The following is a 25,227-nucleotide window of genomic DNA, read 5'->3' on the forward strand; positions in this document are numbered from 1 at the left end:
GGGGGGGGGGGGGGGGGGGGGCCCCCCCCCCCCCCCCGACCCACGCCACGACATCCGTCATCGGTACGGGTCTGTGGCCGACGAGTTTGGGATGATGCGCCGGTCGATCCAGCCGACATCACCTGACTCGAAGGGACCTCCGCGATGGCAAAGGTCATCTCCACGTTGTTCATCTCGGCCGACGGTGTGGCCGAGATCGACCCCGATTGGCACTTCCCGTACTTCGACGAGAACATGGGTCGCGCCGTCAGCGAGGACTACGACACCGCCGACGTGCTGCTCATCGGCCGCGAGACCTACGACAGTTTCGCAGGGGCGTGGCCCGACCGTGAGGCCGCCGGTGGCGACGACGCCTCGTTCGCCAAACAACTCGGCGACGTCCGCAAGGTCGTCGTCTCGCGTCAGTCGCTCGACCTGCCCTGGCGCAACTCGGAGCTGATCCAGGGCGATCTCCTCGATGCTGTCGCCGCGCTCAAGGCCGACGCGGGTGTCCGAGGCATCCTCATCCCCGGGTCGATCTCGGTGGTGCAGCAACTGCTCGCCGCGGGGTTGGTCGACGAGCTGCGTCTGCTGGTGCATCCGGTCGCGGCCCGCAAGGGCCGCAGGCTGTTCGACGAGGGCGATGCCGCGTACCACCTGCGTCTGATGGCGTCCGAAGCCTTTCCGACGGGAGTGCTGCGCGTCATCTACGCGCCGGGCGTGGCCCCGAACGCGGCCGGCTACGACGACGTCAAGGACCAGGTGCCGGCCGGAAACTAGTGCGCGGAGGTGCCCCGCCGGCCGTGTGCCCGGTCCAGACCGATCCGGGTCACCGGCGCACGGTGGTGCTCGCCGTTGCAGTGAGCACCATCGGGCTGTCCCACACCCCGACCCACCATTTAATTAGCTCCGTCTATATTGACGTTCGGCCTTGGCAACGACAGGATCTTGGCACCACCCCCACTGTGATCCCGTCTGGGAGACGCCATGAACCGTCCTCGCCTGCCCCTCCTGCGGTCAGCCACCCGGCTGGCCGCGCTCGCACTGGCCACCGCCGGCGTGCTGCTCACCGTCGCCACACCCGCCAGCGCGGCCGTGCCCGCCGGCCGCTACGTCGCGCTGGGCGACTCGTACGCCGCTGGTCCGCTGATCCCCACCCAGGTCGACCTGAACTGCCTGCGGTCCAACCGCAACTACCCGTCGCTGGTGGCCACGGCCGCCAGCTCGTCGTCGTTTGCCGACGTGAGCTGTTCCGGGGCCACCACGGAGGACATCCTCTCCGGCGGCAGCGGCGCGCTGGGCATCGCACTGCCGCCACAACTGAACGCGGTCACGTCGAACACGTCGCTGGTGACGGTGCAGATCGGCGGCAACGACATCGGCTTCTCCGGCATCATCACCGACTGCGCGGAGGCGAGCCTCAGCAGCCCGCTCGGCTCGCCGTGCAAGAACCGTTTCACCGCCGGAGGTGTCGACCAGTTGCAGGCGAGGATCGTGGCCGCGACGCCGAAGGTGACAGCGGTGCTCCAGGCGGTCCGCCGGGCCGCGCCGGGCGCCCGGGTCGTGGTGCTGGGATACCCGGCGATCCTGCCGGACTCCGGGTACGGGTGCTGGCCCGTCGTTCCGATCGCCTACCAGGACGTGCCGTACCTGCGGGGCGTCGAGAAGTCGCTCAACGCCATGCTGGCCAGCGCCGCAGGCGCCAACGGCGCCACCTACGCCGACGTCTACACCCCGTCGATCGGCCGCGACACGTGCAAGAGCAGTGGCACCCGGTGGGTCGAGGGGCTCGTCCCCCAGAACGCGGCCGCCCCGTTCCACCCGAACGCCCGTGGTGAGCAGGGCATGGCCACGGCCGTGCTCGCCAAGCTGAATAGCTGACCCGGCCCGCGATCGGTTGAACCTGCCCCGTCGGCAACGGCGGGGCAGGTTCGCGGCTGCCGTCTCAGCGACGTGGCGATGCCCAGCCGCGCTGGTGCAGGCGTTCGATGCCGTCCAGCAGCAGGTCCAGCGCGAACTCGAACTCGAACTGGTCGTCACAGCCCTGCCCCAGGACGGACTCGTCGTCGTGCGACGCCGCCATGGCGATTTCCGCGACGTGCGGGAACCTGGCCGCGATCTCCGGTGGTAGGGCCGCCGGCGGTGGGGCCGGGTCGGTCCTGCCGGACCGACCGGCGCGCCGGGAGTCGTCGAAGAGTTCTTGGCTGAAGCCCAGAATTCGGCTGCCCATCGCGTGCATCACGTGGTGCGCGAGATCGACGGAGAATCCGCCGGCCCGGAACGCCCCGATCATGGAGTCGAGGTAGGCCAGGACGGCCGGCGTGGCCATGTTCCGCGTCTCGATCGCCAGCGGCGCCCAGGGATGGCGCAGCAGGACCTGCCGCGCCGAGAGGATGCGCTGGCGGACCGCGTGCTTCCAGTCGGCCGCGGGCACGGGCGGGTCGATCTCACCAACGACCACGTCGATCATGCCGTCGAGCAACTCGTCCTTGTTGGCCACGTGCTTGTAGAGGGCCATCGGCACGACGCCCAGGTCCTGGGCGAGGTTGCGCATGCTGAGGGACTCGATCCCGGCCTCGTCGGCGAGCGCGACGGCGGCGCGCAGGATCCGGTCCCTGCTCAGCGGCGTACGGCGCAGCGTCTCAGCCTGCTCAGCCATCTCGCTCCTCGTCGTCGGGCGGGCATTCGAACCCTAATCCCCTTGACAGGTGTACGCCGTATACCTACCGTTCTCTGCAAGGTGTACGGCGTACACCAGGGGAGGGGAGAGGGATGAAGGCCATCGTTCAGGACCGATACGGTCCGCCGGAAACGCTCACACTCACGGACGTGGAGACGCCGGTGCCTGCCGCCGATGAGGTGTTGGTGCGGGTGGAGGCCGCCGCGCTCAACGCGTACGACTGGCATGCCATGCGAGGCGACCCACGGATGGCCCGGTTGGCGATGGGCCGGTCGAGGCCCCGCGCGCGCATCCGTGGCCGGGACTTCGCCGGGCGGGTCGAGGCCGTCGGCGCCCGCGTTCGGCAGGTCCGCCCGGGTGATGCCGTCTTCGGCGACCTCGGTGACGCCAACGGCGCGTTCGCCGAGTACGTGTGCGTGCCCGAGACCCTGGTCGCGACGGCGCCGGCGAACCTGACGCCGCAGCAGGCGGCGGCCCTGCCGCTGGCCGGCATCACCGCGCTCATGGGTCTGACCAGCGCCGGGCGGGTCGAGCCAGGCCACCGCGTTCTCATCAACGGTGCCTCCGGTGGCGTCGGCACGCTGGCGGTCCAACTGGCCACGGTGCTCGGCGCGAGCGTGACCGCCGTGTGCAGCACCCGCAACGTCGATCTGGTCCGGTCGCTCGGCGCCGAGCACGTCGTCGACTACACGCGTGACGACTTCGCCCGCGACACCCGTCGCTACGACGTCGTGTTCGACCTGGTCGGCAACCGTTCCCTCGCGGCGCTCCGACGGGTCCTGACCCCGACCGGGACGCTGGTGCTCTCCGGCGGCGGTGTGTACCGGGGCGGCAGCCTCATCGGCCCGGTCGGGCTCATCGCGCGTGGGCGGCTGCGGGCACCCTTCGTCCGACAACGCATCGTCATCCTCGCGGCGGTGCCCGGTCGGCAGCACCTCGACGCGCTCCGCGCCCACGTCGAAACCGGCCGCCTCACCCCGGTCATCGACCGGACCTATCCGCTGCGCGAGGTGCCCCAGGCCATGCGTTACCTGGAGACCGAACACGCGCGGGCCAAGGTCGTCATCACCGTCTGACGTGCTGTTTCGCCATCGGTGTCGACGGTGGGGACGGTCAGGAAGCGGCCGGTCGCGCGCACCCACGAGGACGGTCGACCGACCGGGTGGTGCTTGAGATCGGGAAGTCCGGGGTACCGAAAGCTTCATGCCGAGTGTGGGGCAAGTCGTCGGAGACCGTTACCGTCTGGTCGAAAGCATCGCCAGTGGCGGTATGGGTGACGTGTGGCGAGCCGTCGACGAAACCCTCGACCGCTGTGTGGCGATCAAGATGCTGCAACCTCGGCTGGTCACCGACGCCGGCTTCGGCGAGCGGTTCCGCCGCGAGGCCCGGGCGATGGCGGCCCTGCGTCACCCGGGCGTCGCCCAGGTCTACGACTACGGCGAGGTGTCGCATGCCGGAGCGCCGGTCCTCGCCTACATCGTGATGGAATGCGTGCAGGGGCAGCCCCTGTCGCAGCGGATCGCCGAGGTCGGCCGGCTGGATGTGGCCGAGGCGATGTCGATCGCCGCGCAGACCGCCCGTGCCCTCCAGGCGGCCCACGACGCCGGGGTCGTCCACCGGGACGTCAAGCCCAGCAACCTGATCATCGAGCCGGACGGGCACGTCGTCCTCGTCGATTTCGGCGTCGCGGTGACGCAGGAGGCGGTGAGCCTGACCGCTACGAACCAGGTCGTCGGCACCGCCCTGTACATGGCCCCGGAGCAGATCGCGAAGAACGAGACCTCCTCGGCGATCGACATCTACGCGCTGGGCGCCGTCGTCTACCACTGCCTCGCCGGCCGGCCGCCGCACCAGGGCGAGACCGCCCTCGCGGTGGCGCTGCGGCACCTTGGAGAGGAACCGCCTCCGCTGCCCGAGGACGTTCCGGACGCGGTCCGGCGGCTGGTCGCCACCGCGATGGCCAAGGAGCCCGCCCACCGCTTTCCGACGGCGGCGGCCATGGCCACGGCGGCGCAGGCGGTCACCGACCCGTCAGATGAGTTGCTGCGCACCGCCACCGCGGCGACCTCGATCGCGGTGCCCGCCGAGCAGCGGGTTGCCCGGCGCTCAGCCCTCGGCGGCGCGGAGCGGCGGGCGCGTCGGGCGGGCAGCCCTGGGACCACCGGGCTCGCGGTGCTCCTCGGATCGCTGGCCGCCGCGGCTGCCGTCCTGGTGTTCGCCGATCCCACCGGGATGATGACGGGCCCGACCGGGCGGCCGTCGACCCCTCCCGCGGTGCCACCCGCGGTGTCGCCGACGGTGCCGCCGCAGGGGGAGCCCGGCCCCGGCCCCGGTGTCGGCGGCGGCGAACCGGCCACCCGCGATTCCGCGGGTCTGCCGGTGCGGGCACCCGGATCTCCGAGCCCGACGGCCACCGGCTCAGCGGGCGGGGCCGCGGCGAGCCCGTCGGCGTCGCCCGGTGGGGGCACTGTGGATACGCCCGAGCCCACCACGTCCGAGAGTGCCCCGGCTGAACCGACGGGAGCCCCGACGGGTGAGACGACGGAGGAACCGACGGACGAACCAGTTTCGGATGAGACCGACGAGCCGTCGACCGAGGAGTCGGCGGCGGGGGATGAGTCGGCGGCGGGGCAGACCGCGCAACCGCAGGTGTAGGGCGTGTTTCGGAAGCGCTGGCAGGCCTGCGCCGGGAACGCCGAGGCGAGGTGGGGACGTACCCGTGGCACGGCTCTGGCGTGGCGGCCGGGGCCGCCACGCCAGAGTGTGATTGTCAGGAGCTGATCAGGTCAGCCCGTGCGGCAGGTGACCGTCGGCCAGTTCCAGTTGCCGTTGGCCATGATCGTGATCCCGAAGTTGTTGCCATTGCCGTTCGGTCTCGCGGTTACCGTGCCGCTCGTGCCGCTGACGGAGGCGTTCCAGCTGTTCTGCACGCTCTGGCCCCCGCCGAGGCCGAGGCTGACGACCCAGTTGTTGGTGCCGCTGACCGCGACGTTGAGGTTGAACCGGTCGCCCCACTGCTGGCCGGCGGAGAGCGTCGCGTTGCAGTTGCCGTTGCCGGGCGGGGGGCTGGTGGTGGTGGTCGGGTCCGGGTTGCTGCCGCCGCCTTCCCGAACGGTGATGTCGGAGCTGCCGCTGCTCTGATAGCCCTCGGTGGCCATGATCTGGTAGCTGTGGTTGGTGCCGAGGTTCAAGCCGGCACGGGCCCAGGCGTCGAAGTGGTTGGCGGTGGTGATGGTGCCACTCGAGCGCTTCTGCTGGCGGACGCTCCAGAACTGGTAGAACGTCTGGTTGCCGTCGATCGACGGGGCGTTGACCCGCTGGCTGCGCAGGATGTCGTAGGTGCCGCCGTCAGTGGTGACCGTGCCCATCCGGGTGGCGCCGCTGCTCGGGTTGTAGCTGCCGAAGTTCTCCACCACGTAGTACTCGATGAGCGGGTTGCGCGTCCATCCGTACAGGGCGAGGTAGGTGTTGTTGTTGCCCGGGTTGTAGCTGCCCGAGTAGGTGACCGTGCGTCGGTTGCCGGTGGCCCAACCCTTGCCGCCGACCCAGTTGTTGGTGCTCCTGTCCCAACTGCTGGTGTAACGGCCGTCGGCGCGCAGCGTCATGCTGGCGTTGCCGCTGTCCTTCCAGAACGAGAAGAAGTAGCCGTTGTGCGTGCCGGTGAGGTTCGAGGTGAGGGTCCGGTCGGCCTCCGCGTACGCGTTGGTGGCGGTCATCGTGCCGGTGACGGCCAGGACGGCGGCGCAGGCGGCGCCGAGGAGCAGCCGCATGCGGCCACGCTTCCTGGGTCTGGTGGGGATCTCGCCGGTGTCGATCATTAACGTGTTCCTCCTTGTGGCGGCTGGCGGGGGCCAGCGGTGCGATACGGCCCGCAGGCTGTCGGTGGCCCGGGACGGCCATCGGCGTCGTACCGCGTGGTGGTGGCCGGTCGTCCTGCGCGACGACCGGAGGAGTGGGTCGCGGTGACTGGTGCTGACGGCAATTGAGCGCCGTCGATGGCGACCGTATTAACCCGGCCGTCGACTTGTCAACAATTTCCGGAAACACGCTGGCAACGTCGCGGCGACCGGCCGTCTGCCGTGGGAGCGGTATCTATCCAGGTCAGTAGTCGATCAGAAGCCGAGACGCTCTCCCTGGGAGCTGTGGCGGCCGACGAGGGCGTGAGAAGAACCTGCCGAGAACTTCCGGAGACTTTCCGGACCGCAATCACCCGGCGGTCAAAGGGTGCGAGGCAGGCAGGAGCCCGGTCAGCTCCGGAGGGCGTTGAGCCGCGCGGCCTGGCGGGTCAGGTGGTCGCGCTCGGCCAGGTTGGCGGCCCTCCGGGCCGCCTCGGCGTACAGCCGCGCCGCCGTCGCCGCGCTGCCGTCGCGCTCGTGCAGGTAGGCCGCGACCGCCGTGTAGCGGGGCAGTGCGTCGTCCAGTGCCGCGAGCGCCGCGAGACCGGCGCGCGGGCCGTCGGCCTCGCCGACGGCGACCGCGCGGTTGAGCCGGACGATCGGGCTGTCGGTCAGCAGCGCGAGTTCGTCATACCACTCGACGATCTGCACCCAGTCGGTCTCCCCGGCGGTCGGAGCGTCGGCGTGCAGCGCCGCGATGGCGGCCTGGGCCTGGAACTCGCCCAGTCGGTCCCTGGCGAGGGCCGCCTGGAGGATTCCGACGCCCTCGGCGATCAACGCAGTGTCCCATCGGCCGCGGTCCTGCTCGGCCAGCGGCACCAGGCTGCCGTCGGCCGCCCTCCGGGCGGCGCGCCGGGCGTGGTGCAGCAGCATGAGGGCGAGCAGCCCCGCCACCTCGGGGTGGTCGATCGCGGCCGCGAGCTGCCGGGTGAGCCGGATGGCTTCGGCGGCGAGGTCGACATCGCCGAAGTAGCCCTCGTTGAAGACCAGATAGAGGACGCGCAGCACGGTGGCGACGTCACCGGGCTGGTCGAACCGCACTCCGGAGACGATGCGCTTGGCCCGGCTGATGCGCTGCGCCATGGTCGCCTCGGGCACCAGGTAGGCCTGGGCGATCTGGCGGGTGGTCAGCCCGCCGACGGCGCGCAGCGTGAGCGCGACCGCTGACGACGGCGTCAGCGACGGGTGGGCGCACAGGAAGTAGAGCTGGAGCGTGTCGTCCACCGCCGGGGTGGGGCCGGGCGGGGGTTCCTCGTCGACGAGGTCCTCACGTCGACGGCGGGCCGCGTCCGCCCGGGTCGCGTCGAGGAACCGGCGCCAGGCCACGGTGACGAGCCAGCCCTTCGGGTCCCGTGGCGGGTCGGCCGACCAGACGCGGAACGCCTCGACCAGCGCGTCCTGTACGGCGTCCTCGGCCGCCGCGAAGTCAGCTCCGCGGCGGACGAGGACCCCGAGCACACTCGGCGTGAGGCTCCGGATCAGTGCCTCGTTCACTCCGTGATGGTGGGCGGCTCGGTCAGGAACGGGCGCAGTTCGAGCCACTCGTGGATCGGCTTCCCGTCCTTTCCGGGGGCGGCGGACAGCTCCCCGGCCAGCTCGACGGCGCGCTCGTAGCTGTCGACGTCGATCACCATCCAGCCGGCGATGAGGTCCTTGGTCTCGGCGAACGGGCCGTCGGTGACCGGCGGGCGGCCCTCACCGTCGTACCGGACGAACACCCCGTCGGGGGCCAGGGCCTGACCGTCGACGAACTCGCCGGTCTGCTCGAGCCGTGCCGCGAAGTCGTTCATGTACGCGATGTGCGCCGTGATCTCCTGCGGCGTCCACTGGTCCATGGGTACGTCGTTGACCCCGCGCGGGGCGCCGCGGTAGTGCTTGAGCAGCAGGTACTTCGCCATCGTCTTCTCCTCGGTGCGGGTGTGAGGCCCTTCGTGGCCGCCTTCACCCCGGGGACGGAGCTGGTCGCCGGTTCTCGACATGGCCGTCCGGATTATTTTTACTCTGGCTCAGCAGCGTGGGTGGAACCGGTCGGACACGGTGGTGCGGGACCGGCGTGAAACTTGATTCGTTCCAAAATAGTGAGCTAGTGTTCGTCGGGTGATGTCCGACTTCGAGGCGCAACTGCGGGCCGCCTCGCTGCGGGTGACCCGGCCTCGACTGGCGGTGCTCGCGGCGCTGCGCGACCACCCGCACGTCGGCACCGACGCCGTTATCGCGCTGGTCCGGGCGGATCATCCCACGGTGTCCCACCAGGCGGTGTACGACGTGCTGCGGGTGCTCACCGACGCTGGTCTGGTGCGGCGCATCCAGCCGGCCGGGGCGACCGCCCGCTATGAGTCCCGGGTCGCGGACAACCACCACCACATCGTGTGCCGCTCCTGCGGCGCCATCGCCGACGTCGACTGCGCCGTCGGCCACGCTCCCTGTCTCACCGCCTCCGACGACCATGGTTTCGTGGTCGACGAGGCGGAGGTCGTCTACTGGGGCACCTGTCCCGACTGCGCGACCGAACGCACGCCCCAGAGATCCGCAAGCTCGGAAGGAATTACATGAGCGACACCCAGGACAACGGCCCCACCAGTGCGCAGGGCGTGGACCAGAAGGCAGCGGCCGGCTGCCCGGTCGCGCACGACTCGGTGACCGCGCACGGCAGCGAGAGCGAGAACCCGGCGATCGACTCGCCGACTCCGAAGACCGGCGGTCGTCCGCGCAACAACCGGGACTGGTGGCCCAACCAGCTCGACCTCTCGGTGTTGCACGCCCACTCGTCCAAGGGCAACCCGTTGGGCGAGAACTTCAGCTACGCCAAGGAGTTCGCCAAGCTCGACGTCGAGGCCCTCAAGCGCGACATCACCGAGGCCCTCACCACCTCGCAGGACTGGTGGCCGGCCGACTTCGGCCACTACGGCGGCCTGATGATTCGGATGAGCTGGCACTCCGCCGGCACGTACCGCATCGAGGACGGTCGCGGTGGAGCCGGCGACGGCGGTCAGCGTTTCGCTCCGCTGAACAGCTGGCCGGACAACGCCAACCTCGACAAGGCCCGCCGGCTGCTCTGGCCGGTCAAGCAGAAGTACGGCCAGAAGATCTCCTGGGCCGACCTGATCGTGCTCGCCGGTAACGTCTCCCTGGAGTCGATGGGCTTCAAGACCTTCGGCTTCGGCTTCGGTCGTGAGGACGTGTGGGAGCCCGAGGAGATCTTCTGGGGCCCGGAGGACACCTGGCTCGGCGACGAGCGCTACGCCTCCGAGAAGGAGATGGCGGCTGGCGTCGGGGCGACCGAGATGGGTCTCATCTACGTCAACCCGGAGGGGCCTCGCGGCAACGCCGACCCGCTCGCGGCGGCGCACTTCATCCGCGAGACCTTCGCCCGAATGGCGATGAACGACGAGGAGACCGTCGCCCTCATCGCCGGTGGCCACACCTTCGGCAAGACCCACGGTGCCGGCGTCGCCGACAACCACGTGGGTCCGGAGCCCGAGGGCGCCCCGCTGGAGGCGCAGGGCCTGGGCTGGCTGAGCACCCACGGCAGCGGCAAGGGCGGTGACACGATCACCAGCGGGCTCGAGGTGACGTGGACCGACGTGCCGACGCAGTGGAGCAACCGCTTCTTCGAGATCCTGTTCGGCTACGAGTGGGAGCTCACCACGAGCCCGGGCGGCGCGAAGCAGTGGGTCGCCAAGGACGCCGAGGCGATCATCCCGGACGCCCACGACCCGTCGAAGAAGCACAAGCCGACGATGCTCACGACCGACCTGTCGCTGCGTGTCGACCCGGCGTACGAGAAGATCTCGCGCCGCTTCCTGGAGAACCCCGACCAGTTCGCGCTGGCCTTCGCCAAGGCGTGGTACAAGCTGCTGCACCGCGACATGGGTCCGATCGAGCGTTTCCTCGGGCCGTGGGTGGCCGAGCCGCAGCTGTGGCAGGACCCGGTGCCGGCCGTCGACCACGAGCTCGTGGGTGACGCCGACATCGCCGCGCTCAAGGCGAAGGTCCTGGAGTCCGGTCTGACGACCGCCCAGTTGGTCTCCACCGCCTGGGCGTCCGCCGCGAGCTTCCGCTACACCGACAAGCGTGGTGGCGCCAACGGCGCACGGATCCGTCTTGAGCCGCAGCGCAACTGGGAGGTCAACCAGCCGGAGCAGCTCGCGACGGTCCTGACCACCCTGGAGGGCATCCAGCGGGAGTTCAACGAGGCCGGCGGCGCGAAGATCTCGCTCGCCGACCTGATCGTGCTGGCCGGTTCGGCAGCCGTCGAAAAGGCGGCGCGTGACGTCGGCGTCGAGGTGACAGTGCCGTTCCGGCCGGGCCGCACCGACGCCACGCAGGAGCAGACCGACGTCGAGTCGTTCCGGGTCCTCGAGCCGCGCGCCGACGGTTTCCGCAACTACCTGCGTCCCGGCGAGAAGACCCAGCCGGAGGTGCTGCTCATCGACCGCGCCTACATGCTCAACCTGACCGCGCCCGAGATGACCGTCCTGGTCGGCGGCCTGCGTTCCCTCGGCGCCAACACCGCTGGTGCCCAGCACGGTGTCCTCACCGACCAGCCGGGCGTGCTCACCAACGACTTCTTCGCCAACCTGCTGTCCCCGGGCACCCGGTGGAGCGCGTCGAAGTCCGAGGAGCACGTGTACGAGATCCGCGATCTGGCCACCGACGAGGTGAAGTGGACCGCCACCGCGGTCGACCTCATCTTCGGTTCCAACTCGCAGCTGCGGGCCCTCGCCGAGGTCTACGCCAGCCAGGACGCCCGCGACAAGTTCGTGGCCGACTTCGTGGCAGCCTGGACCAAGGTCATGGAGCTCGACCGCTTCGACATCGCCTGACCGCCTGACACCGACGAGCCCCGGTCAATCCATCAGTGATTGGCCGGGGCTCGTCGGCCATTGCACGCCCCTGAGCAGGTATGCCGTACCGCGCCGATCGCCCGTATTCTGGGTGACCTTGGCGGATCGCATACCCCCGGGGGTATAGTCGAACGCAGGAGGTGGCGGTGAAACTTCGACCGGAGATGACGTCGGATGCGCTGACCAGGCTCAAGCGGGCCCGTGGGCAGCTCAACGCGGTTATCGAGATGATGGAGAGCGGTCAGGACTGTCGTGAGGCCCTGACCCAGCTCGCTGCGGTGTCCAAGGCGATAGACCGAGCGGGTTTCAAGATCATTGCTTCGGGGATGCGGCACTGCGGGGCTGCGCGCGAACGTGGCGAGGAGCCGGAGATGACCGAGGAGGAGCTGGAGAAGCTTTTCCTGGCTCTCGCCTGACGCGGCACGACGTCACCCACGGCGCTGGCCGCACTGTGGGTGACGGCGTGCACATGAAGAACACGGCAGCAGTGTGTCATCTGCATACCCCCGGGGGTATGCAGAGTTTGTTGAACTTTAAGGAGTGGACATGGCAGTTGAGGTTTCCGTCGTCGCGACGTCGTCCCTCGGTGACCGCAGCTACCTCGCCTCAGACGGGCGGGTGGCGATCGTGGTCGACCCCCAGCGCGACATCGACCGCGTGATGTACCTCGCGGGAGCGTTGGGGGTCCGCATCACCCATGTCGTGGAAACGCACATCCACAACGACTACGTCTCCGGCGGGCTGGAGCTCGCCCGAATCACCGGCGCCCACTACCTGGTGGCCGCGGCTGACGAGGTCGGCTTCGAGCGGACGCCCGTCACCGACGGCGACCAGGTGGCTGTCTCCGACTCGCTACGGCTGCGGGTGATCGCCACGCCGGGTCACACCTTCCACCACCTGTCATACGTCCTCGATGAGGCCGTAGGCGGCAGTTGGCGGTCGGCCGGTGTCTTCACCGGTGGTTCACTGCTGTTCGGCACGACGGGTCGGACGGACCTCCTGGGCAAGCAGCATGCCCACGAGTTGGCCCACCAGCAGCACGCCTCGGCGAAGCGGCTGGCGGATCTGCTGCCCGACGGGGCCGAGGTATGGCCGACGCACGGCTTCGGCAGCTTCTGCTCGGCCAGTCAGTCGGACGCCCCGGAGTCGACGATCGGCCGGGAGAAGGAGAAGAACCAGGTTCTCCGGCTGGCCGCGGAGGACTTCGTCACGGAGACCCTCGCCGGCCTCGACGCCTACCCGGCGTACTACGCACACATGGGCGTGGAGAACCTCGCGGGACCGGCCCCGGTCGACCTCACCCCGGTGAGCCTCGCCGATGCTGCCGAACTGCGCGAGCGGATGGCCGACGGGCAGTGGGTGGTGGACCTCAGGCACCGCAAGGCGTACGCCACCTCGCACCTGGCCGGCACGGTCAGCCTCGGCCTGGACGGCCCGATGTCCACCTGGCTCGGTTGGCTGATCGACTGGGGAGTGCCGATCACCCTGCTCGCCGAGACCCCGGGCCAGGTCGCCGATGCCCAGCGCGAGCTGGTCCGGATCGGCATCGACCGCCCGGCCGCGCAGGTCACCGGCGAGGTGGAGCGGTGGGCAGCCGAGCCCGGTCAGCTGCGGGAGCTGCGGATGGCCGACTTCGTGACCCTCGCGGCGGCCCGCGCCGGGCATGTCCCTGCCGGCCTCCCTGCCGCGGACGTGGTCCTCGACGTGCGAATGACAAACGAGTGGCGGACCAGCCACATCGACGGCGCCCTGCACATCCCACTGCCTGAGCTGCCCAGGCGGCTGGCCGACGTGCCGACCGGCGTTGTCTGGGTGCACTGCGGCTCCGGCTACCGGGCCACGGCGGCGGCGTCGCTACTGGCCAACGCCGGCCGCGAGGTGGTCGTCATCGACGACAAGTTCGACCGGGCCGAGAGCGCGGGCGTGCAGATGGCCACCGACGCCTGACCCGAACAGCACGGACCACCGGCTGGCGCCGCCGCCCAGCGTCGGCCGGGCACCCCTGCCCTGTCGCGTAGCAGTTTGCCCCTGAAAGAGGAGAAATGAAACCTTCCGAGACCGCCCGCCCCGCCACCGTCGATGCCAGCGGGCTGAGGGAGCTGATCGACTCCGGCCACGGGCCGCGCCTGCTGGACGTGCGTACCCCGGCGGAGTTCGAGACGTCGCATATCCCCGGCTCCTACAACGTGCCGCTCGACCTGCTCAGGGAGCACCGCCAGGAGCTGCGCAACCACCTGGACGAGGATGTCGTGTTGGTGTGTCGCACCGGTGCCCGCGCCACTCAGGCCGAGCAGACCCTGGCCGGGGTGGGTCTTCCGAACCTCAAGGTCCTCGACGGCGGCATCATGGCCTGGCAGGCGGTCAACGCGCCGATCAGCCAGGGTGCCCCCCGTTGGGACCTCGAACGCCAGGTCCGCCTTGTCGCCGGGGCGATCGTGCTGGTCAGCGTCCTCGGCTCGGTGTTCGTGCCGCAGCTGAAGTGGGTGGCCGGATTCATCGGCGCCGGCCTCACCTTCGCCGCCGTCAGCAACACCTGCGCCATGGGCATGATGCTCGGCAAACTGCCGTACAACCGGGGTGCCAACTGTGACGTGGACACCATCGTCGGCCAGTTGCGCGACAGCACCAGTGGCCGAGGATGACACCAGTCCTGGCACTGACCATCGGACTGGCCGTGCTGATCGGCGTCAGCCTCGGGCTCCTCGGCGGCGGCGGATCGATCCTCGCCGTGCCGCTGCTGGTCTACGTCGCCGACCTGCCCCCGAAAGAAGCCATCGCGACCTCGCTACTCGTTGTCGGCGCCACCAGCGTGGTGGGCGTCCTTCCACACGCTCGTGCCCATCGGGTGCGCTGGCGTACCGGCCTCCTCTTCGGCTTCGCCGGCATGATCGGTGCCTACATCGGCGGACGCCTGGCCGGGTTCGTCCCGGCTGGGTTCCTGCTCACCGGGTTCGCCGTGATGATGCTGGCCACCGCGGTCACGATGATCCGCGGCCGGCGCGACGCCGAGGGCAGGGCGGTGCCGCACGAACTGCCGATCCTGCGGGTGATCCTCGACGGTCTGGTGGTCGGACTGGTGACCGGCCTGGTCGGCGCCGGCGGCGGTTTCCTGGTGGTGCCCGCCCTGGCGCTGCTCGGTGGGCTGCCGATGCCCGTCGCGGTCGGAACCTCGCTGGTGGTCATCGCGATGAAGTCGTTCGCCGGGCTGGCCGGCTACCTGTCCAGCGTGAGCATTGACTGGGGCCTCGCGTCAGCGGTCACCGCCGCCGCCATCGTCGGCAGCGTTGCGGGCGGGCGGCTCGCCGGTCGGATCCCGGCCGACGTCCTGCGCAAGTCGTTCGGCTGGTTCGTCGTGGTGATGGGCGTCCTCGTTCTCGTCCAGCAACTGCCCACGGAGCTGCGGACAAATCCTTTGCTGTGGACCGGCGTCGGCGTCGCGGCGGCGATCTCCCTCGCGCTGACCGTGCTGACGGGCCGGAGGAAGGTGCGGACGCAGAGCGAGCCGGCCAACCGCTGAGGTCTCGCAGGCTCGACCAGAGCGAGCCGGCCGGCCGGCACCATCGACGGGCGTCCGGAAAGGCGACTAATCTGTTGCCCCACACTCCATCGATGTGAGGAGATGCGATGGCGCGTCGCACCGGCCGGCCTTCCTACCTGTCGGACAAAGCCGATGTGCGCCATCGCCGCACGACACGCTTCGTGGCGGGCGCGGGGGCGGTCGCGCTGGTCACCGCCCTGTTGGGTGGGCTGGTCGGCTACCAGGTGGGCCGCCCGGACGCCACCGAGGCGGCCATCGCGACCATCCAGGAAGCCGAGGCGAAGCGGGACGCTCAGCAGATCCTGGAGCTGACCGAAACGGCCCGACGCGTCCGCGACCAGATCGCCCCCGTCCTGGCCGCCATCAAGACGGAGACGTCAGCCGGGCGTGCGCCGGATCCGGGCCAGGCGCGCCAATGGCAGGAGATCATGCGCCAGGCAGCCGAGCCGTTCGCTGACCCACCGTCGGGCACCACCGCCACCAACGTGGCGCGTGGAGGGTTGCGGGCGGCGATCCAGCAGGCGTCGCTGGCCGTCGACGCGTACGCGCTGGCCGTCGACGTCCCTGCGGCGCAGCGTGCGGCCCTGCTGGCCGTCACGGCGCGACAGGCGGCCCAGGCAGTGACGATGTGGTCTGTCGCGGCGACCCAGCTGGACCAGGTCAGCGTCGACGCCGGGCACGGCCATCAGCACGTGTTCCTCGACACAGACTCCCACGAGGGGGCGCTCACGCCGGACGGGGCGCCCGAGGGGACCGGCGGCTGAGCGGCGCTTTGCTGCTTGATGTCTGGTTCGACTGCGGGCGCTGCTGCCGTGGCGGCCGGACGGCCGCTCAAGATCTGGGAGTGGTCGGCCGGATCGGGTACGGTCGCTTATCGCAAAGTCTATGAACCAGATTGGCTTTCTGTGCAAGGGAAGCCGCATCGGAGGGACACAGCCGTGAGGTTCCCAACTGCCGTCCGTCGGGCCGGTCTCGTCGCGGCCATCGCCGCCCTCGCGCTGAGCGCGGGTTGTGCCAAGAAGGACGACAGCGAGGTCCAGGCGAGCGGGGTCAAGCTGGTCGAGGCGGGCAAGCTGACCGTCTGCACCCACCTGCCGTACCCGCCGTTCCAGTCGAAGGACGCCAGCGGCAAGGTCACCGGCTTCGACGTCGAGATCATGGACCTGGTGGCCAAGGAGCTGGGTGTCGAGCAGACGATCATCGACACCCCGTTCGAGGGGATCAAGTCCGGCCAGGACCTGAACACCGGCAAGTGCGATGCGGCCGCCGCCGGCATGACGATCACCGAGGAACGGCAGAAGGTGATGAACTTCTCCGACCCGTACTTCGACGCCACCCAGGCGCTGCTGGTGAAGACCGGTAAGCCGTACAAGTCGCTCGACGACCTCAAGGGCAAGAAGTTCGGTGTCCAGGCGGCCACCACGGGTCGTGACTACGCCAAGAAGTTCGAGGCGGAGAAGGGCCTTCAGCTCGTCGAGTTCGAGGACCTCGCCGCCCTGCAGCAGGCCGTCGCCAACGGCCAGGTCGAGGCCGCCATCAACGACCTGCCGGTCTGGAGCGAGTACCTCAAGAAGAACCCGGGCGGGTTCGAGGTCTCCGCCGAGTTCGACACCGGCGAGCAGTACGGCTTCCCCGTGAAGAAGGACGCCAACCCGGAGCTGCTCAAGAAGATCAACGAGGTGCTGGCCAAGGCCAAGCAGGACGGCACGTACGACACGATCTACGAGAAGTGGATCGGCAAGCGGCCGAGCGCCTGATCATCGCGTGGTACCGGAGGGCGTGCGCCCCGCGCGCCCTCCGTGTCGGTAATCTCCGGGAAGGCAACGAGCGAACGTGAAGCTGCGACGCCGCCAGCGGGAGCGGTTGTCCCTCGGGCTCCAGTACCTGGTCTTCATCGCCGTCATCGCCGCGGTGCTCTTCGCCGCCGACTGGGACAGGCTGGCCGACGCGTTCTTCCGCGTCGACATCATCAAGTCGATGTTCCCGACGATCATCACCGTGGCGCTGCGCAACACCATCCTCTACACGCTGGGCGCGTTCGCCTTCGGTCTCGTGTTCGGGACCATCCTGGCGCTGATGCGGCTGTCCCGGGTCGCGCCGTACCGCTGGGTGGCGACGGCGTACATCGAGCTGTTCCGGGGTCTGCCCGCCCTGCTGGTGCTGTTCCTCGTCGGGTACGGCATCCCGATCGCCTTCCCGGAGCGGGAGATCCCGGGTGGGGTGTTCGGTTCGATCGCGATCGGCCTCGGGTTGACCGCGGCGGCCTACATGGCCGAGACCATCCGCGCCGGCATCCAGGCCGTCCCCAAGGGGCAGATGGAGGCGGCGCGCACCCTCGGCATGTCGCACTTCACGGCCATGCGCACGATCGTCATCCCGCAGGCGTTCCGGATCGTGATCCCGCCGTTGACGAACGAGCTCATCCTGCTCACCAAGGACTCGTCGCTGGCGTACGTGCTGGGCGTGACGGCGCAGACCATCGAGATCACCAAGTTCGGTCGGGACATGCTGAACGACCGGGTGAACGCCACCCCGCTGCTGGTGGCCGGCCTCGCCTACCTGATCGTCACTCTGCCCCTGTCCCAGGTGGTACGTCGCCTCGAACTCCGCTACGCCAAGGCCCGGTGACCGCATGACGACGACTCCATCCCGCCCTGCCATCGAGATCCGCGACCTGCACAAGTCCTTCGGGCCGCTCGAGGTGCTCAAGGGCATCGACTTCGAGGTCGGCCAGGGTGAGGTGGTCTGCGTGATCGGGCCGTCCGGGTCCGGCAAGTCGACGTTGCTGCGTTGCGTCGACCTGTTGGAGGAGCCGACGGCCGGCAGGATCTGGGTGAACGGGGTCGAGATGACCGACCCGGATGTCGAGGTCGACGCGGTACGCCGCGGCATCGGCATGGTCTTCCAGTCGTTCAACCTGTTTCCGCACCTGACCGTGCTGAGCAACCTCACCATCGCGCAGCGCCGGGTGCTCAAGCGCGGTCGGGCCGAGGCCGAGCGCGTCGCCCGGGCCAACCTGGAACGCGTCGGGCTGACCGACAAGGCCGACGTGTTCCCGGCGCAGCTCTCCGGTGGGCAGCAGCAGCGGGCGGCCATCGCCCGGTCGCTGTCGATGGAGCCGAAGGTGATGCTCTTCGACGAGCCCACCTCCGCGTTGGACCCGGAGTTGGTCGGCGACGTGCTCACCGTCATGCGCAAACTGGCCGAGGACGGCATGACGATGATGGTGGTCACCCACGAGATGGCCTTCGCCCGCGACGTCGCCGACCGGGTGGTGTTCATGGACGGTGGGGTGGTGGTCGAGCAGGGGCCACCGCAGGAGGTGCTGGGCGCCCCGAAGCACGAGCGGACCCGTGCGTTCCTCTCCCGGGTCCTCGACCCGACCCGGGTCGCCCAGCTCGGTCAGACCGACCAGTCGCCCGAGCCGCCGGAGACCCCCGGCCTGCCGGCTGACGACCGCCACAACCTCTGACCAACTGATCCTGTACGTCGGGCCGCCTCAGCGATGAGGCGGCCCGACGTCGTTCTGGCGGCCGGGTGTCAGCTTCATGTCAATCGACGGTCGTCGTGATGTCAAGGTAATCTTCCTGCAATCAGACCCTGTACTTTCGTCGATGGATTACATAAGTTGCTGTCATCCACCGAAAGTCTTGAGTCTTCCGAGCAAAGTTCGCGACGAGCCTCACCCTCAGTCGTGCTACCGCCCCCGTGCTCGGGTCGATGCACCCTGTCCTCGTCGCGTCTTCGCCCGGTTGGGAACGGAGACCCATGGACGATCACGCCGTTGGCTCCCACCGCCACCTGTCCCGCCGATCGCTGATCGCCACCGGCGCGCTCGCCGCCGGGGCGTTGGGCGCGTCCGCCCCGACGATCGGCACCGCGTTCGGAGGCAGCCCCGCCCGGGCCGCCGCCGGCGTCACCAAGAAGATCACCATCTACGCCGAGCAGTTGCCCGGCAACCTGTTCGGCTACGGCCTCGCGCCCGGTCAGGCCACCGTGCCCGGACCACTGCTGGAGATGTACGAGGGCGACACCCTGGAGATCACCCTGGTCAACACGACCGACCAGCGGTTGTCCATCCATCCGCACGGGGTGGACTACAGCACCGAGTCCGACGGCAGCCCCTTCAACGCCTCGTTCAACAATCCCGGTGAGACACGGACGTACGTCTGGCGCTCCCACGAGATGGTGGCCGCGGCGGGTCGGCGGTACATGCCGGGCAGCGCCGGCTACTGGCACTACCACGATCACGCGATGGGCACCGACCACGGCACCGCCGGTGTCGCGAAGGGACTGTACGGGGCGCTGATCGTCCGGCGCCGTGGCGACATCCTGCCGGAGAAGCAGTTCACTGTCGTGTTCCACGACATGATGATCAACAATCGGATGGCGCCGGCCACACCCATGTTCGAGGCCAACCTGGGCCAGCGGGTGGAGTGGATCGCCATCGGCCACGGCAACCTGTTCCACACCTTCCACCTGCACGCCCACCGCTGGGCGGACAACCGCACCGGAATGCTGGAGGGCCCGAGCGACCCGAGCCTGGTCGTCGACAACAAGGACCTCAACCCGGGCAGCTCGTTCGGTTTCCAGGTGCTGGCCGGGGAGGGCGTCGGACCCGGGGCGTGGATGTACCACTGCCACGTGCAGACCCACTCCGACGGCGGCATGGCCGGGATCTTCCTGGTGCGCAACGCCGACGGCAGCATGCCACCGGGCGCCGAGGAGGCGATCCACCGGTTCCAGGGCCACACCCACACGCACGGAAGTTAACCGAAAGTGGGGACGGGGATGACCAGAAAAATACGACGAGTTCTTGCCGCGGTAGCGGCCTTCGCGACACTGATTCCCGCGACGACGGCGGCAGCCGCGCCGCCACCGGCAGCCGCCCCGCAGGCAGCGCAGGCGCAGCGGACCGCCGTCCTCGTGTTCCACGGGCCGGTGGCCGAGCAGCAGGACCCGGTGGCCCGTGCGGTGGACACCATCAAACAGCTTGGTGCCGGTCATGACATCGATGTCACGGCCACCACGGACCCCGCTGTCTTCACCACGGCCAAGCTGTCCGCGTACCGCAGCGTGGTGTTTCTCTCCGCGACGGGCGCCGCGCTCAACCGCGACCAGGAGTCGGCGCTGCAGAGCTACATGAAGGCCGGCGGCGGTTTCGTCGGCATCGCCGACGCCGCCCGCGCCCAGGTCGACTCCACCTGGTTCACCGGCCTGATCGGCACCCGCCCGGCGGGCGCCATCCCGGTGGCCGAGCCGGTTGCCCGGGTGACCGTCAGTGGTGAGAACCCACCCAACGAGACCAAGGAGAAGCTGACCGACGGCGACGCCAACACGAAGTGGCTCGTCCGTACCCCGACCGCCTGGGTGGCGTACGAGTTGAGCGCACCCAAGCGGATCACCGGGTACGCGTTGACGTCGGCCAACGACTCCTCAGGCCGGGACCCGAAGGACTGGACCCTCCAGGGCTCCACGGACGGCCAGACCTGGACCGATCTGGACCGGCGCACCGGCCAGAGCTTCCCGGACCGGTACCAGACCCGCCGGTTCGACATCGCCACGCCGCAGGAGTTCACGCGCTACCGGCTCAACGTCACCGCGAACAGCGGCGAACCGCTGGTCCAGCTCGCCGACCTGCGCCTGTTCACCGGCAGCACCACCGCTCCGGAGCCGCCCGCGGTGAACCGCGCGGTGGTCGACATCCTGGACCGGAAACACCCGGCCACGGCGTCGCTGCCGCTGACCATCACCCGCTCGGACCGCTGGGAGAACTGGGACCCGAACCCGATCGGCACGGTGCACACCCTCGCCCAGGTCGAGGAGCGGCACTACAACCCGGGAGTGGCCGCCAACGGCGCCTTCCACCCGGTGTCCTGGTGCCGGGACTACGACGGCGGCCGGTCGTTCTACACCGGCATGGGTCACACCGAGGGCAGCTACGGCGAGGAGGCGTTCCGCACGCACCTCACCGGGGCTCTCAACTGGACCACCGGCCGCGTACGCGGTGACTGCCAGGCCACGATCGCCGCGAACTACAAGGTGGAGCGGCTCACCGCGGCCAACCAGACCGGGCAACTGGACCAGATCGGCGAGCCGCACGGGCTCACCATCGCGCCGGACGGCACGGTGTTCTACGTCGGCAAGGCGGCCTGCCCGAGCGGCCCGATCGCGGACTGGAACAACCCGGAGGTCGGCCTGGGCTGCGGCACCATCCACTCCTGGGACCCACGGACCAAGCAGGCAAAACTGCTCACGACCCTGGAGGTGATGGGCAACCGGGGCAGCGGCTCGGAGCTGGTGAAGAACGAGGAGGGCCTGCTCGGCATCGTGCCCGACCCGAAGTTCGCCGACAACGGCTGGCTCTACGTCTACTGGATGCCGCACGAGTCGGTCGACCGGGTGCAGCGGGTCGGGCAGCGCACCATCTCGCGGTTCACCTACGACCGCCAGGCGCAGACCATCGACCAGGCCACCCGCAAGGACCTGTTGCAGTTCCCGGTGCAGGTCCACAGCTGCTGCCACGCGGGCGGCGGCATGGCGTTCGACGCCAAGGGCAACCTCTACGTCGGCTCCGGCGACAACAACTCCTCCGAGGGGTCGCAGGGCTACTCCGGCAACAACTGGACCCAGGAGTACCAGGGGATCTCGTTCCAGGACGCCCGCCGCACCTCGGGCAACACCAACGACCTCGCCGGCAAGATCATCCGGATCCACCCGGAGGCCGACGGGACGTACACCATCCCGGAGGGCAACCTGTTCCCACCGGGCACCGAGAAGGCCCGCCCGGAGATCTACGTGATGGGCGTACGCAACATCGCCCGCCTCCAGATCGACCCGGTGCACCAGTGGCTGACCGCGGGCTGGGTCGGCCCGGACGCCTCGTCGCCCAGCCCCACCCTGGGCCCGGCCAAGTACGAGACGGCCACCATCATCACCTCCGCCGGTAACCAGGGCTGGCCGTACTGCATGGGCAACCGGCAGCCGTACCGGGACCGCAGCAGCACCGACGCGACGGTGCTGACCGGCTGGTACGACTGCGACAACCTGAAGAACACCTCGCCCCGCAACACCGGTCTGGTGGACATCCCGGCCGCCCGGGACAACATGATCTGGTATTCGCCCGACGGCGGCGGCCCGGTCTTCCCGAAGCGGACCGACGGCAGCGGCCTGCCGACCTACGTCGCGGCCGACGCCACCTACACCCAGCCATACCTGCGCGGCGGCGGCCAGGCCATCATGTCCGGTCCGACGTACCACCGGGAACTCGTCGACACCACCAGCGGTGTGGCGTGGCCGGAGCACTGGGACGGTAAGTGGTTCATCGGCGACCAGTCCAACGCCGCCAACCGGGTAGCGGTCACCGTCGACCCGGCCGGCGTGCCGCAGGCCACCCCACCGGTGTACGCCGAGTCGCTGCGCGCCATCATCCCGGGCGGCAACGGCGACGCCCGGCTGCAGAGCTGGATGGACGCCAAGTTCGGCCCGGACGGCGCGCTCTACCTGCTGGACTACGGCGGCGGGTTCTTCAGCCTGCACCCCAACCAGAAGCTGATCCGGATCACCTACACCGGTGGCGCGCCCACCCCGGTGCCGGCGGCGAACTCGGTCGCCGTGCAGAACAAGCCGCTCACCATCGCCTTCGACGGCGCCCGCTCCGGCGGCGTCAGCCACCGGTGGGAGTTCGGCGACGGCACCACGTCCACCGAGGCGAACCCCCGGCACACGTACGCCACTGTCGGCACCTACACCGCGAAGCTGACCGTCACGTACGCCGACGGTGAGACCGCGACGGTGCAGAGCACGGTCACGGTGGGCTGCGCGGTGCCCGACAGCCGGCAGAACGTGTGGCTCGACGACACGGACACCGGGGTGCCCAGTCGCCCGGTCGGGCAGGGCTGCACGATCAACGACCTGATCGACGACGAGAGCACCTGGGCCGACCACGACGCCTTCGTCCGACACGTGGGCGCGGTGACCCGCGCGTTGCAGGACGACGACCTGCTCACGGCCCGGGAGTCCGGCACCCTCACCCGCCTGGCTGCGGCGTCGGAGGTCGGTCGGAACGGGCGCACCGGCTACGAGCCGCTCTTCGACGGCACCGCCGAGTCGCTGCGCGGCTGGGAGCAGGCGCCGACGGGCTCGTTTGCCATCCAGCCGGACGGGTCGCTGCGCTCCAGCGGCGGCCTGGGCATGCTCTGGCACACGAAGGAACTGGGCGACTTCTCGCTGAAGGTGCAGTTCCGCGACATCGCACCGGGCACCGGCCGGGCCAACACCGGCGTCTTCACCCGCTTCCCGGACCCGCGGATCCCGCTGGAGCAACGCCCGCCGGGCAGCTGCGGCACTGTCGGATCGGCCCGCACCTCGCAGGCGTGGGTGGCGATCTACTGCGGACACGAGATCCAGATCTACGACGGTGAGACCGGCGAGCCGCAGAAGACCGGCTCGGTCTACAACTTCGACCCGGTGCCGCTCGCCCAGGCCGGCGTCACCCCGAAGGAGCAGTGGAACGACTACGAGATCCGCGTCGTCGGACAGCACTACACGATGGTCCGCAACGGTGTGGTGATCAACGAGTTCGACAACACGCCGGGCAAGCAGTCGTCCCGCGCCGGCGACCCGCCGACGGACCTGCGGCAGTTCCTGCGCGGCTTCATCGGCCTGCAGAACCACGGTGACAACGACCTGACCGAGTTCCGCAACGTCCGCGTGCGCGAGCTCTAGGAGAGACGATGACCCGACGACTGACGGCTGCGCTGGCGGCGTTCCTGCTCACGGTGATCCCGTGGGCCGCGACGCCCGCCTCCGCCGCCCCGCGCGTCGCGGAACAGGTGCTGACCTGGACCGCCGACGGCGACATCACCCGCTACAAGTCCGCACCCGCCCAGGCGGTGGCCGGCGAGACCACGATCATCTGGGAGAACAGCGAGGCCACCGGCAACACCATCGGGATGCCGCACACGCTGACCTTCGACACCAGCACCGAGGGCTACAACCACGACGTCACGCTGAACATCCTGGCCAGCCCGTTCGACGCCAACAACGGCCGCCACCAGGCGACAGTGACGCTAACCCCGGGCCGGTACCGCTACTTTTGCTCGATCCCGGGGCACAGCCAGATGGTCGGTGAGCTGGTGGTCACCGACGGCGGCGGAGGCGACGACACCACGCCGCCGACGGTGACCGCCGCCGTGACCGGTGACCGCGACGACGACGGCAACTACCTGGGCGCGGCCACGGTGACCGTGACGGCCACCGACACCGGCTCCGGTGTGGAGACCGTCGAGTACCAGGTCGACGACACCAGCTTCCTGCCGTACACCGAGCCGGTGCGGGTGACCGCGATCGGTGACCACTCGGTGCAGTTCCGGGCCACCGACCAGGACGGCAACGTCAGCGCGGTCGGCTCGGTGTCGTTCCGGATCGTCGAGCCGGGGGAGGACGACACCACCGCGCCGGTGGTCACGGCCGCACTGGCCGGCGAGCAGGACGGCGACGGCAACTACATCGGTACGGCCACCGCCACGCTGACCGCCACCGATGCCGGATCCGGTGTCGCCACCATCGAGTACGCGTTGGACGGGGCAGCCTTCACCGCGTACACGAATCCGATCGTCGTGAACGCGGCCGGGATGCACATGCTGCACTACCGGGCCACCGACGTCGCCGGCAACACGTCGGCGGAGCAGATGTCCCACTTCACCGTCGTCGCCCCGCCAGAGGAGGACGACACACCGCCGGCCGTGGCCGCCACGGTGACCGGCGAGCGCAACGGCGACGGCGCGTACGTCGGGGCCGCGACTGTCACCGTCACCGCGAGCGACGCCGGCTCCGGTGTGGCGTCGGTCGAGTACGCGCTCGACACCGAGGGCTGGACGGCGTACGCCACACCGGTCACGGTCCGCGCCACCGGCGCGCACACCCTGCGGTACCGGGCGACCGACGCCGCGGGCAACGCCTCCACCGAGCAGTCGACGACGTTCACCGTGGTGGCCGACGGCACCGACGCCTGCCCCGGGTCCGACACCCGGGCCACAGTGGTCATCGACGGTGACGACACCGGGGTCGGCAACGTCGACACCGGCGACGGCTGCACCATCAACGATCTGATCGACGAACACGCCGACTACCCCGGCCACGCCCACTTCGTCCGGCACGTCGAGGCGGTCACCACCGCGCTGGTGGCCGACGGAACGCTCGACCGGCGGCAGCAGGGCGCCATCGTCCGGGCCGCGGCCCGATCGGACGTCGGCGCATGAGTCCTCGAATCTCATCGACAGGGAG

21 protein-coding genes are annotated in these 25,227 nt (G+C 69.8%); 17 read left to right on the forward strand and 4 right to left on the reverse strand.

What is annotated here, in order from left to right; genetic code table 11:
* Positions 1–144: 144 nt before the first annotated feature.
* Positions 145–759, forward strand: a complete 615-nt coding sequence (locus KBX46_RS13730; RefSeq protein ID WP_210792789.1) for a dihydrofolate reductase family protein — start codon at positions 145–147, stop codon at positions 757–759.
* 207 nt (positions 760–966) lie between these two features.
* The gene (locus tag KBX46_RS13735; protein ID WP_088947753.1) at positions 967–1,860 is read left to right on the forward strand and encodes an SGNH/GDSL hydrolase family protein; all 894 of its coding nucleotides are present in this window, start codon (positions 967–969) and stop codon (positions 1,858–1,860) included.
* A gap of 64 nt (positions 1,861–1,924) precedes the next feature.
* Here the strand turns inward: KBX46_RS13735 and KBX46_RS13740 are convergent, their stop codons facing one another.
* Entirely contained in the window at positions 1,925–2,638 is a 714-nt protein-coding gene (locus KBX46_RS13740; RefSeq protein WP_141909035.1) for a TetR/AcrR family transcriptional regulator, read from the reverse strand.
* Positions 2,639–2,751: 113 nt separating this feature from the next.
* Here KBX46_RS13740 and KBX46_RS13745 point away from each other — a divergent pair, with 113 nt between their 5' ends.
* Together KBX46_RS13745 and KBX46_RS13750 are read left to right on the forward strand one after the other, a co-directional pair.
* Positions 2,752–3,735, forward strand: coding sequence for an NAD(P)-dependent alcohol dehydrogenase (locus tag KBX46_RS13745; protein ID WP_210792790.1), 984 nt, complete (start codon positions 2,752–2,754; stop codon positions 3,733–3,735).
* Positions 3,736–3,928: 193 nt separating this feature from the next.
* Positions 3,929–5,314, forward strand: coding sequence for a serine/threonine-protein kinase (locus KBX46_RS13750; protein WP_247667504.1), 1,386 nt, complete (start codon positions 3,929–3,931; stop codon positions 5,312–5,314).
* A 131-nt stretch (positions 5,315–5,445) separates the two neighbouring features.
* Here KBX46_RS13750 and KBX46_RS13755 read toward each other — a convergent pair whose 3' ends face one another.
* The 3 genes from KBX46_RS13755 to KBX46_RS13765 all read right to left on the reverse strand — a co-directional run bounded on the left by KBX46_RS13755 (position 5,446) and on the right by KBX46_RS13765 (position 8,453).
* Positions 5,446–6,429: a glycoside hydrolase family 11 protein gene (locus tag KBX46_RS13755; RefSeq protein ID WP_247667505.1), complete on the reverse strand. Its 984-nt coding sequence runs from the start codon at positions 6,427–6,429 to the stop codon at positions 5,446–5,448.
* A gap of 477 nt (positions 6,430–6,906) precedes the next feature.
* Entirely contained in the window at positions 6,907–8,049 is a 1,143-nt protein-coding gene (locus KBX46_RS13760) for an RNA polymerase sigma factor (protein ID WP_210792792.1), read from the reverse strand.
* Positions 8,046–8,453, reverse strand: coding sequence for a YciI family protein (locus KBX46_RS13765; protein WP_210792793.1), 408 nt, complete (start codon positions 8,451–8,453; stop codon positions 8,046–8,048). The genes KBX46_RS13760 and KBX46_RS13765 overlap by 4 nt, the downstream gene beginning before the upstream one ends.
* Positions 8,454–8,652: 199 nt before the next feature.
* Here KBX46_RS13765 and KBX46_RS13770 point away from each other — a divergent pair, with 199 nt between their 5' ends.
* From KBX46_RS13770 to KBX46_RS13830, 13 genes are all read left to right on the forward strand, one after another.
* The gene (locus KBX46_RS13770; protein ID WP_269458571.1) at positions 8,653–9,108 is read left to right on the forward strand and encodes a Fur family transcriptional regulator; all 456 of its coding nucleotides are present in this window, start codon (positions 8,653–8,655) and stop codon (positions 9,106–9,108) included.
* Positions 9,105–11,381 (forward strand): catalase/peroxidase HPI, encoded by a 2,277-nt coding sequence (katG, locus tag KBX46_RS13775; RefSeq protein WP_210792794.1) that lies wholly within the window; start codon positions 9,105–9,107, stop codon positions 11,379–11,381. Before KBX46_RS13770 ends, katG begins: the two co-directional genes overlap by 4 nt.
* Positions 11,382–11,548: 167 nt before the next feature.
* A complete protein-coding gene (locus KBX46_RS13780) occupies positions 11,549–11,818 on the forward strand; it encodes a metal-sensitive transcriptional regulator (RefSeq protein WP_091406954.1) in 270 nt (89 codons plus the stop codon).
* Between the two features lie 130 nt (positions 11,819–11,948).
* Positions 11,949–13,349, forward strand: a complete 1,401-nt coding sequence (locus KBX46_RS13785; protein WP_210792795.1) for a rhodanese-like domain-containing protein — start codon at positions 11,949–11,951, stop codon at positions 13,347–13,349.
* A gap of 95 nt (positions 13,350–13,444) precedes the next feature.
* Positions 13,445–14,044 (forward strand): rhodanese-like domain-containing protein, encoded by a 600-nt coding sequence (locus tag KBX46_RS13790; RefSeq protein ID WP_210792796.1) that lies wholly within the window; start codon positions 13,445–13,447, stop codon positions 14,042–14,044.
* Positions 14,041–14,919, forward strand: coding sequence for a sulfite exporter TauE/SafE family protein (locus KBX46_RS13795; protein WP_210792797.1), 879 nt, complete (start codon positions 14,041–14,043; stop codon positions 14,917–14,919). Before KBX46_RS13790 ends, KBX46_RS13795 begins: the two co-directional genes overlap by 4 nt.
* Before the next feature lie 107 nt (positions 14,920–15,026).
* Positions 15,027–15,704, forward strand: a complete 678-nt coding sequence (locus tag KBX46_RS13800; protein ID WP_210792798.1) for a hypothetical protein — start codon at positions 15,027–15,029, stop codon at positions 15,702–15,704.
* A 174-nt stretch (positions 15,705–15,878) separates the two neighbouring features.
* The gene (locus KBX46_RS13805) at positions 15,879–16,697 is read left to right on the forward strand and encodes a basic amino acid ABC transporter substrate-binding protein (RefSeq protein ID WP_088947762.1); all 819 of its coding nucleotides are present in this window, start codon (positions 15,879–15,881) and stop codon (positions 16,695–16,697) included.
* 76 nt (positions 16,698–16,773) lie between these two features.
* Positions 16,774–17,568, forward strand: coding sequence for an amino acid ABC transporter permease (locus KBX46_RS13810; RefSeq protein WP_210792799.1), 795 nt, complete (start codon positions 16,774–16,776; stop codon positions 17,566–17,568).
* A 4-nt stretch (positions 17,569–17,572) separates the two neighbouring features.
* Positions 17,573–18,412 carry an amino acid ABC transporter ATP-binding protein gene (locus KBX46_RS13815; RefSeq protein WP_088947764.1) on the forward strand — a complete coding sequence of 280 codons (840 nt, stop codon included), beginning with the start codon at positions 17,573–17,575 and terminating at the stop codon, positions 18,410–18,412.
* 296 nt (positions 18,413–18,708) lie between these two features.
* A complete protein-coding gene (locus tag KBX46_RS13820) occupies positions 18,709–19,713 on the forward strand; it encodes a multicopper oxidase domain-containing protein (protein ID WP_088947765.1) in 1,005 nt (334 codons plus the stop codon).
* 18 nt (positions 19,714–19,731) lie between these two features.
* Complete coding sequence (locus KBX46_RS13825; protein WP_210792800.1) at positions 19,732–23,667, forward strand: ThuA domain-containing protein; 3,936 nt, start codon at positions 19,732–19,734, stop codon at positions 23,665–23,667.
* An 8-nt stretch (positions 23,668–23,675) separates the two neighbouring features.
* Positions 23,676–25,202 (forward strand): OmpL47-type beta-barrel domain-containing protein, encoded by a 1,527-nt coding sequence (locus KBX46_RS13830; RefSeq protein ID WP_210792801.1) that lies wholly within the window; start codon positions 23,676–23,678, stop codon positions 25,200–25,202.
* The last annotated feature ends 25 nt before the right edge of the window (positions 25,203–25,227 follow it).

The sequence above is a fragment of the Micromonospora sp. C81 genome (assembly GCF_018070425.1).
GTDB classification, from domain to species: domain Bacteria; phylum Actinomycetota; class Actinomycetes; order Mycobacteriales; family Micromonosporaceae; genus Micromonospora; species Micromonospora zamorensis.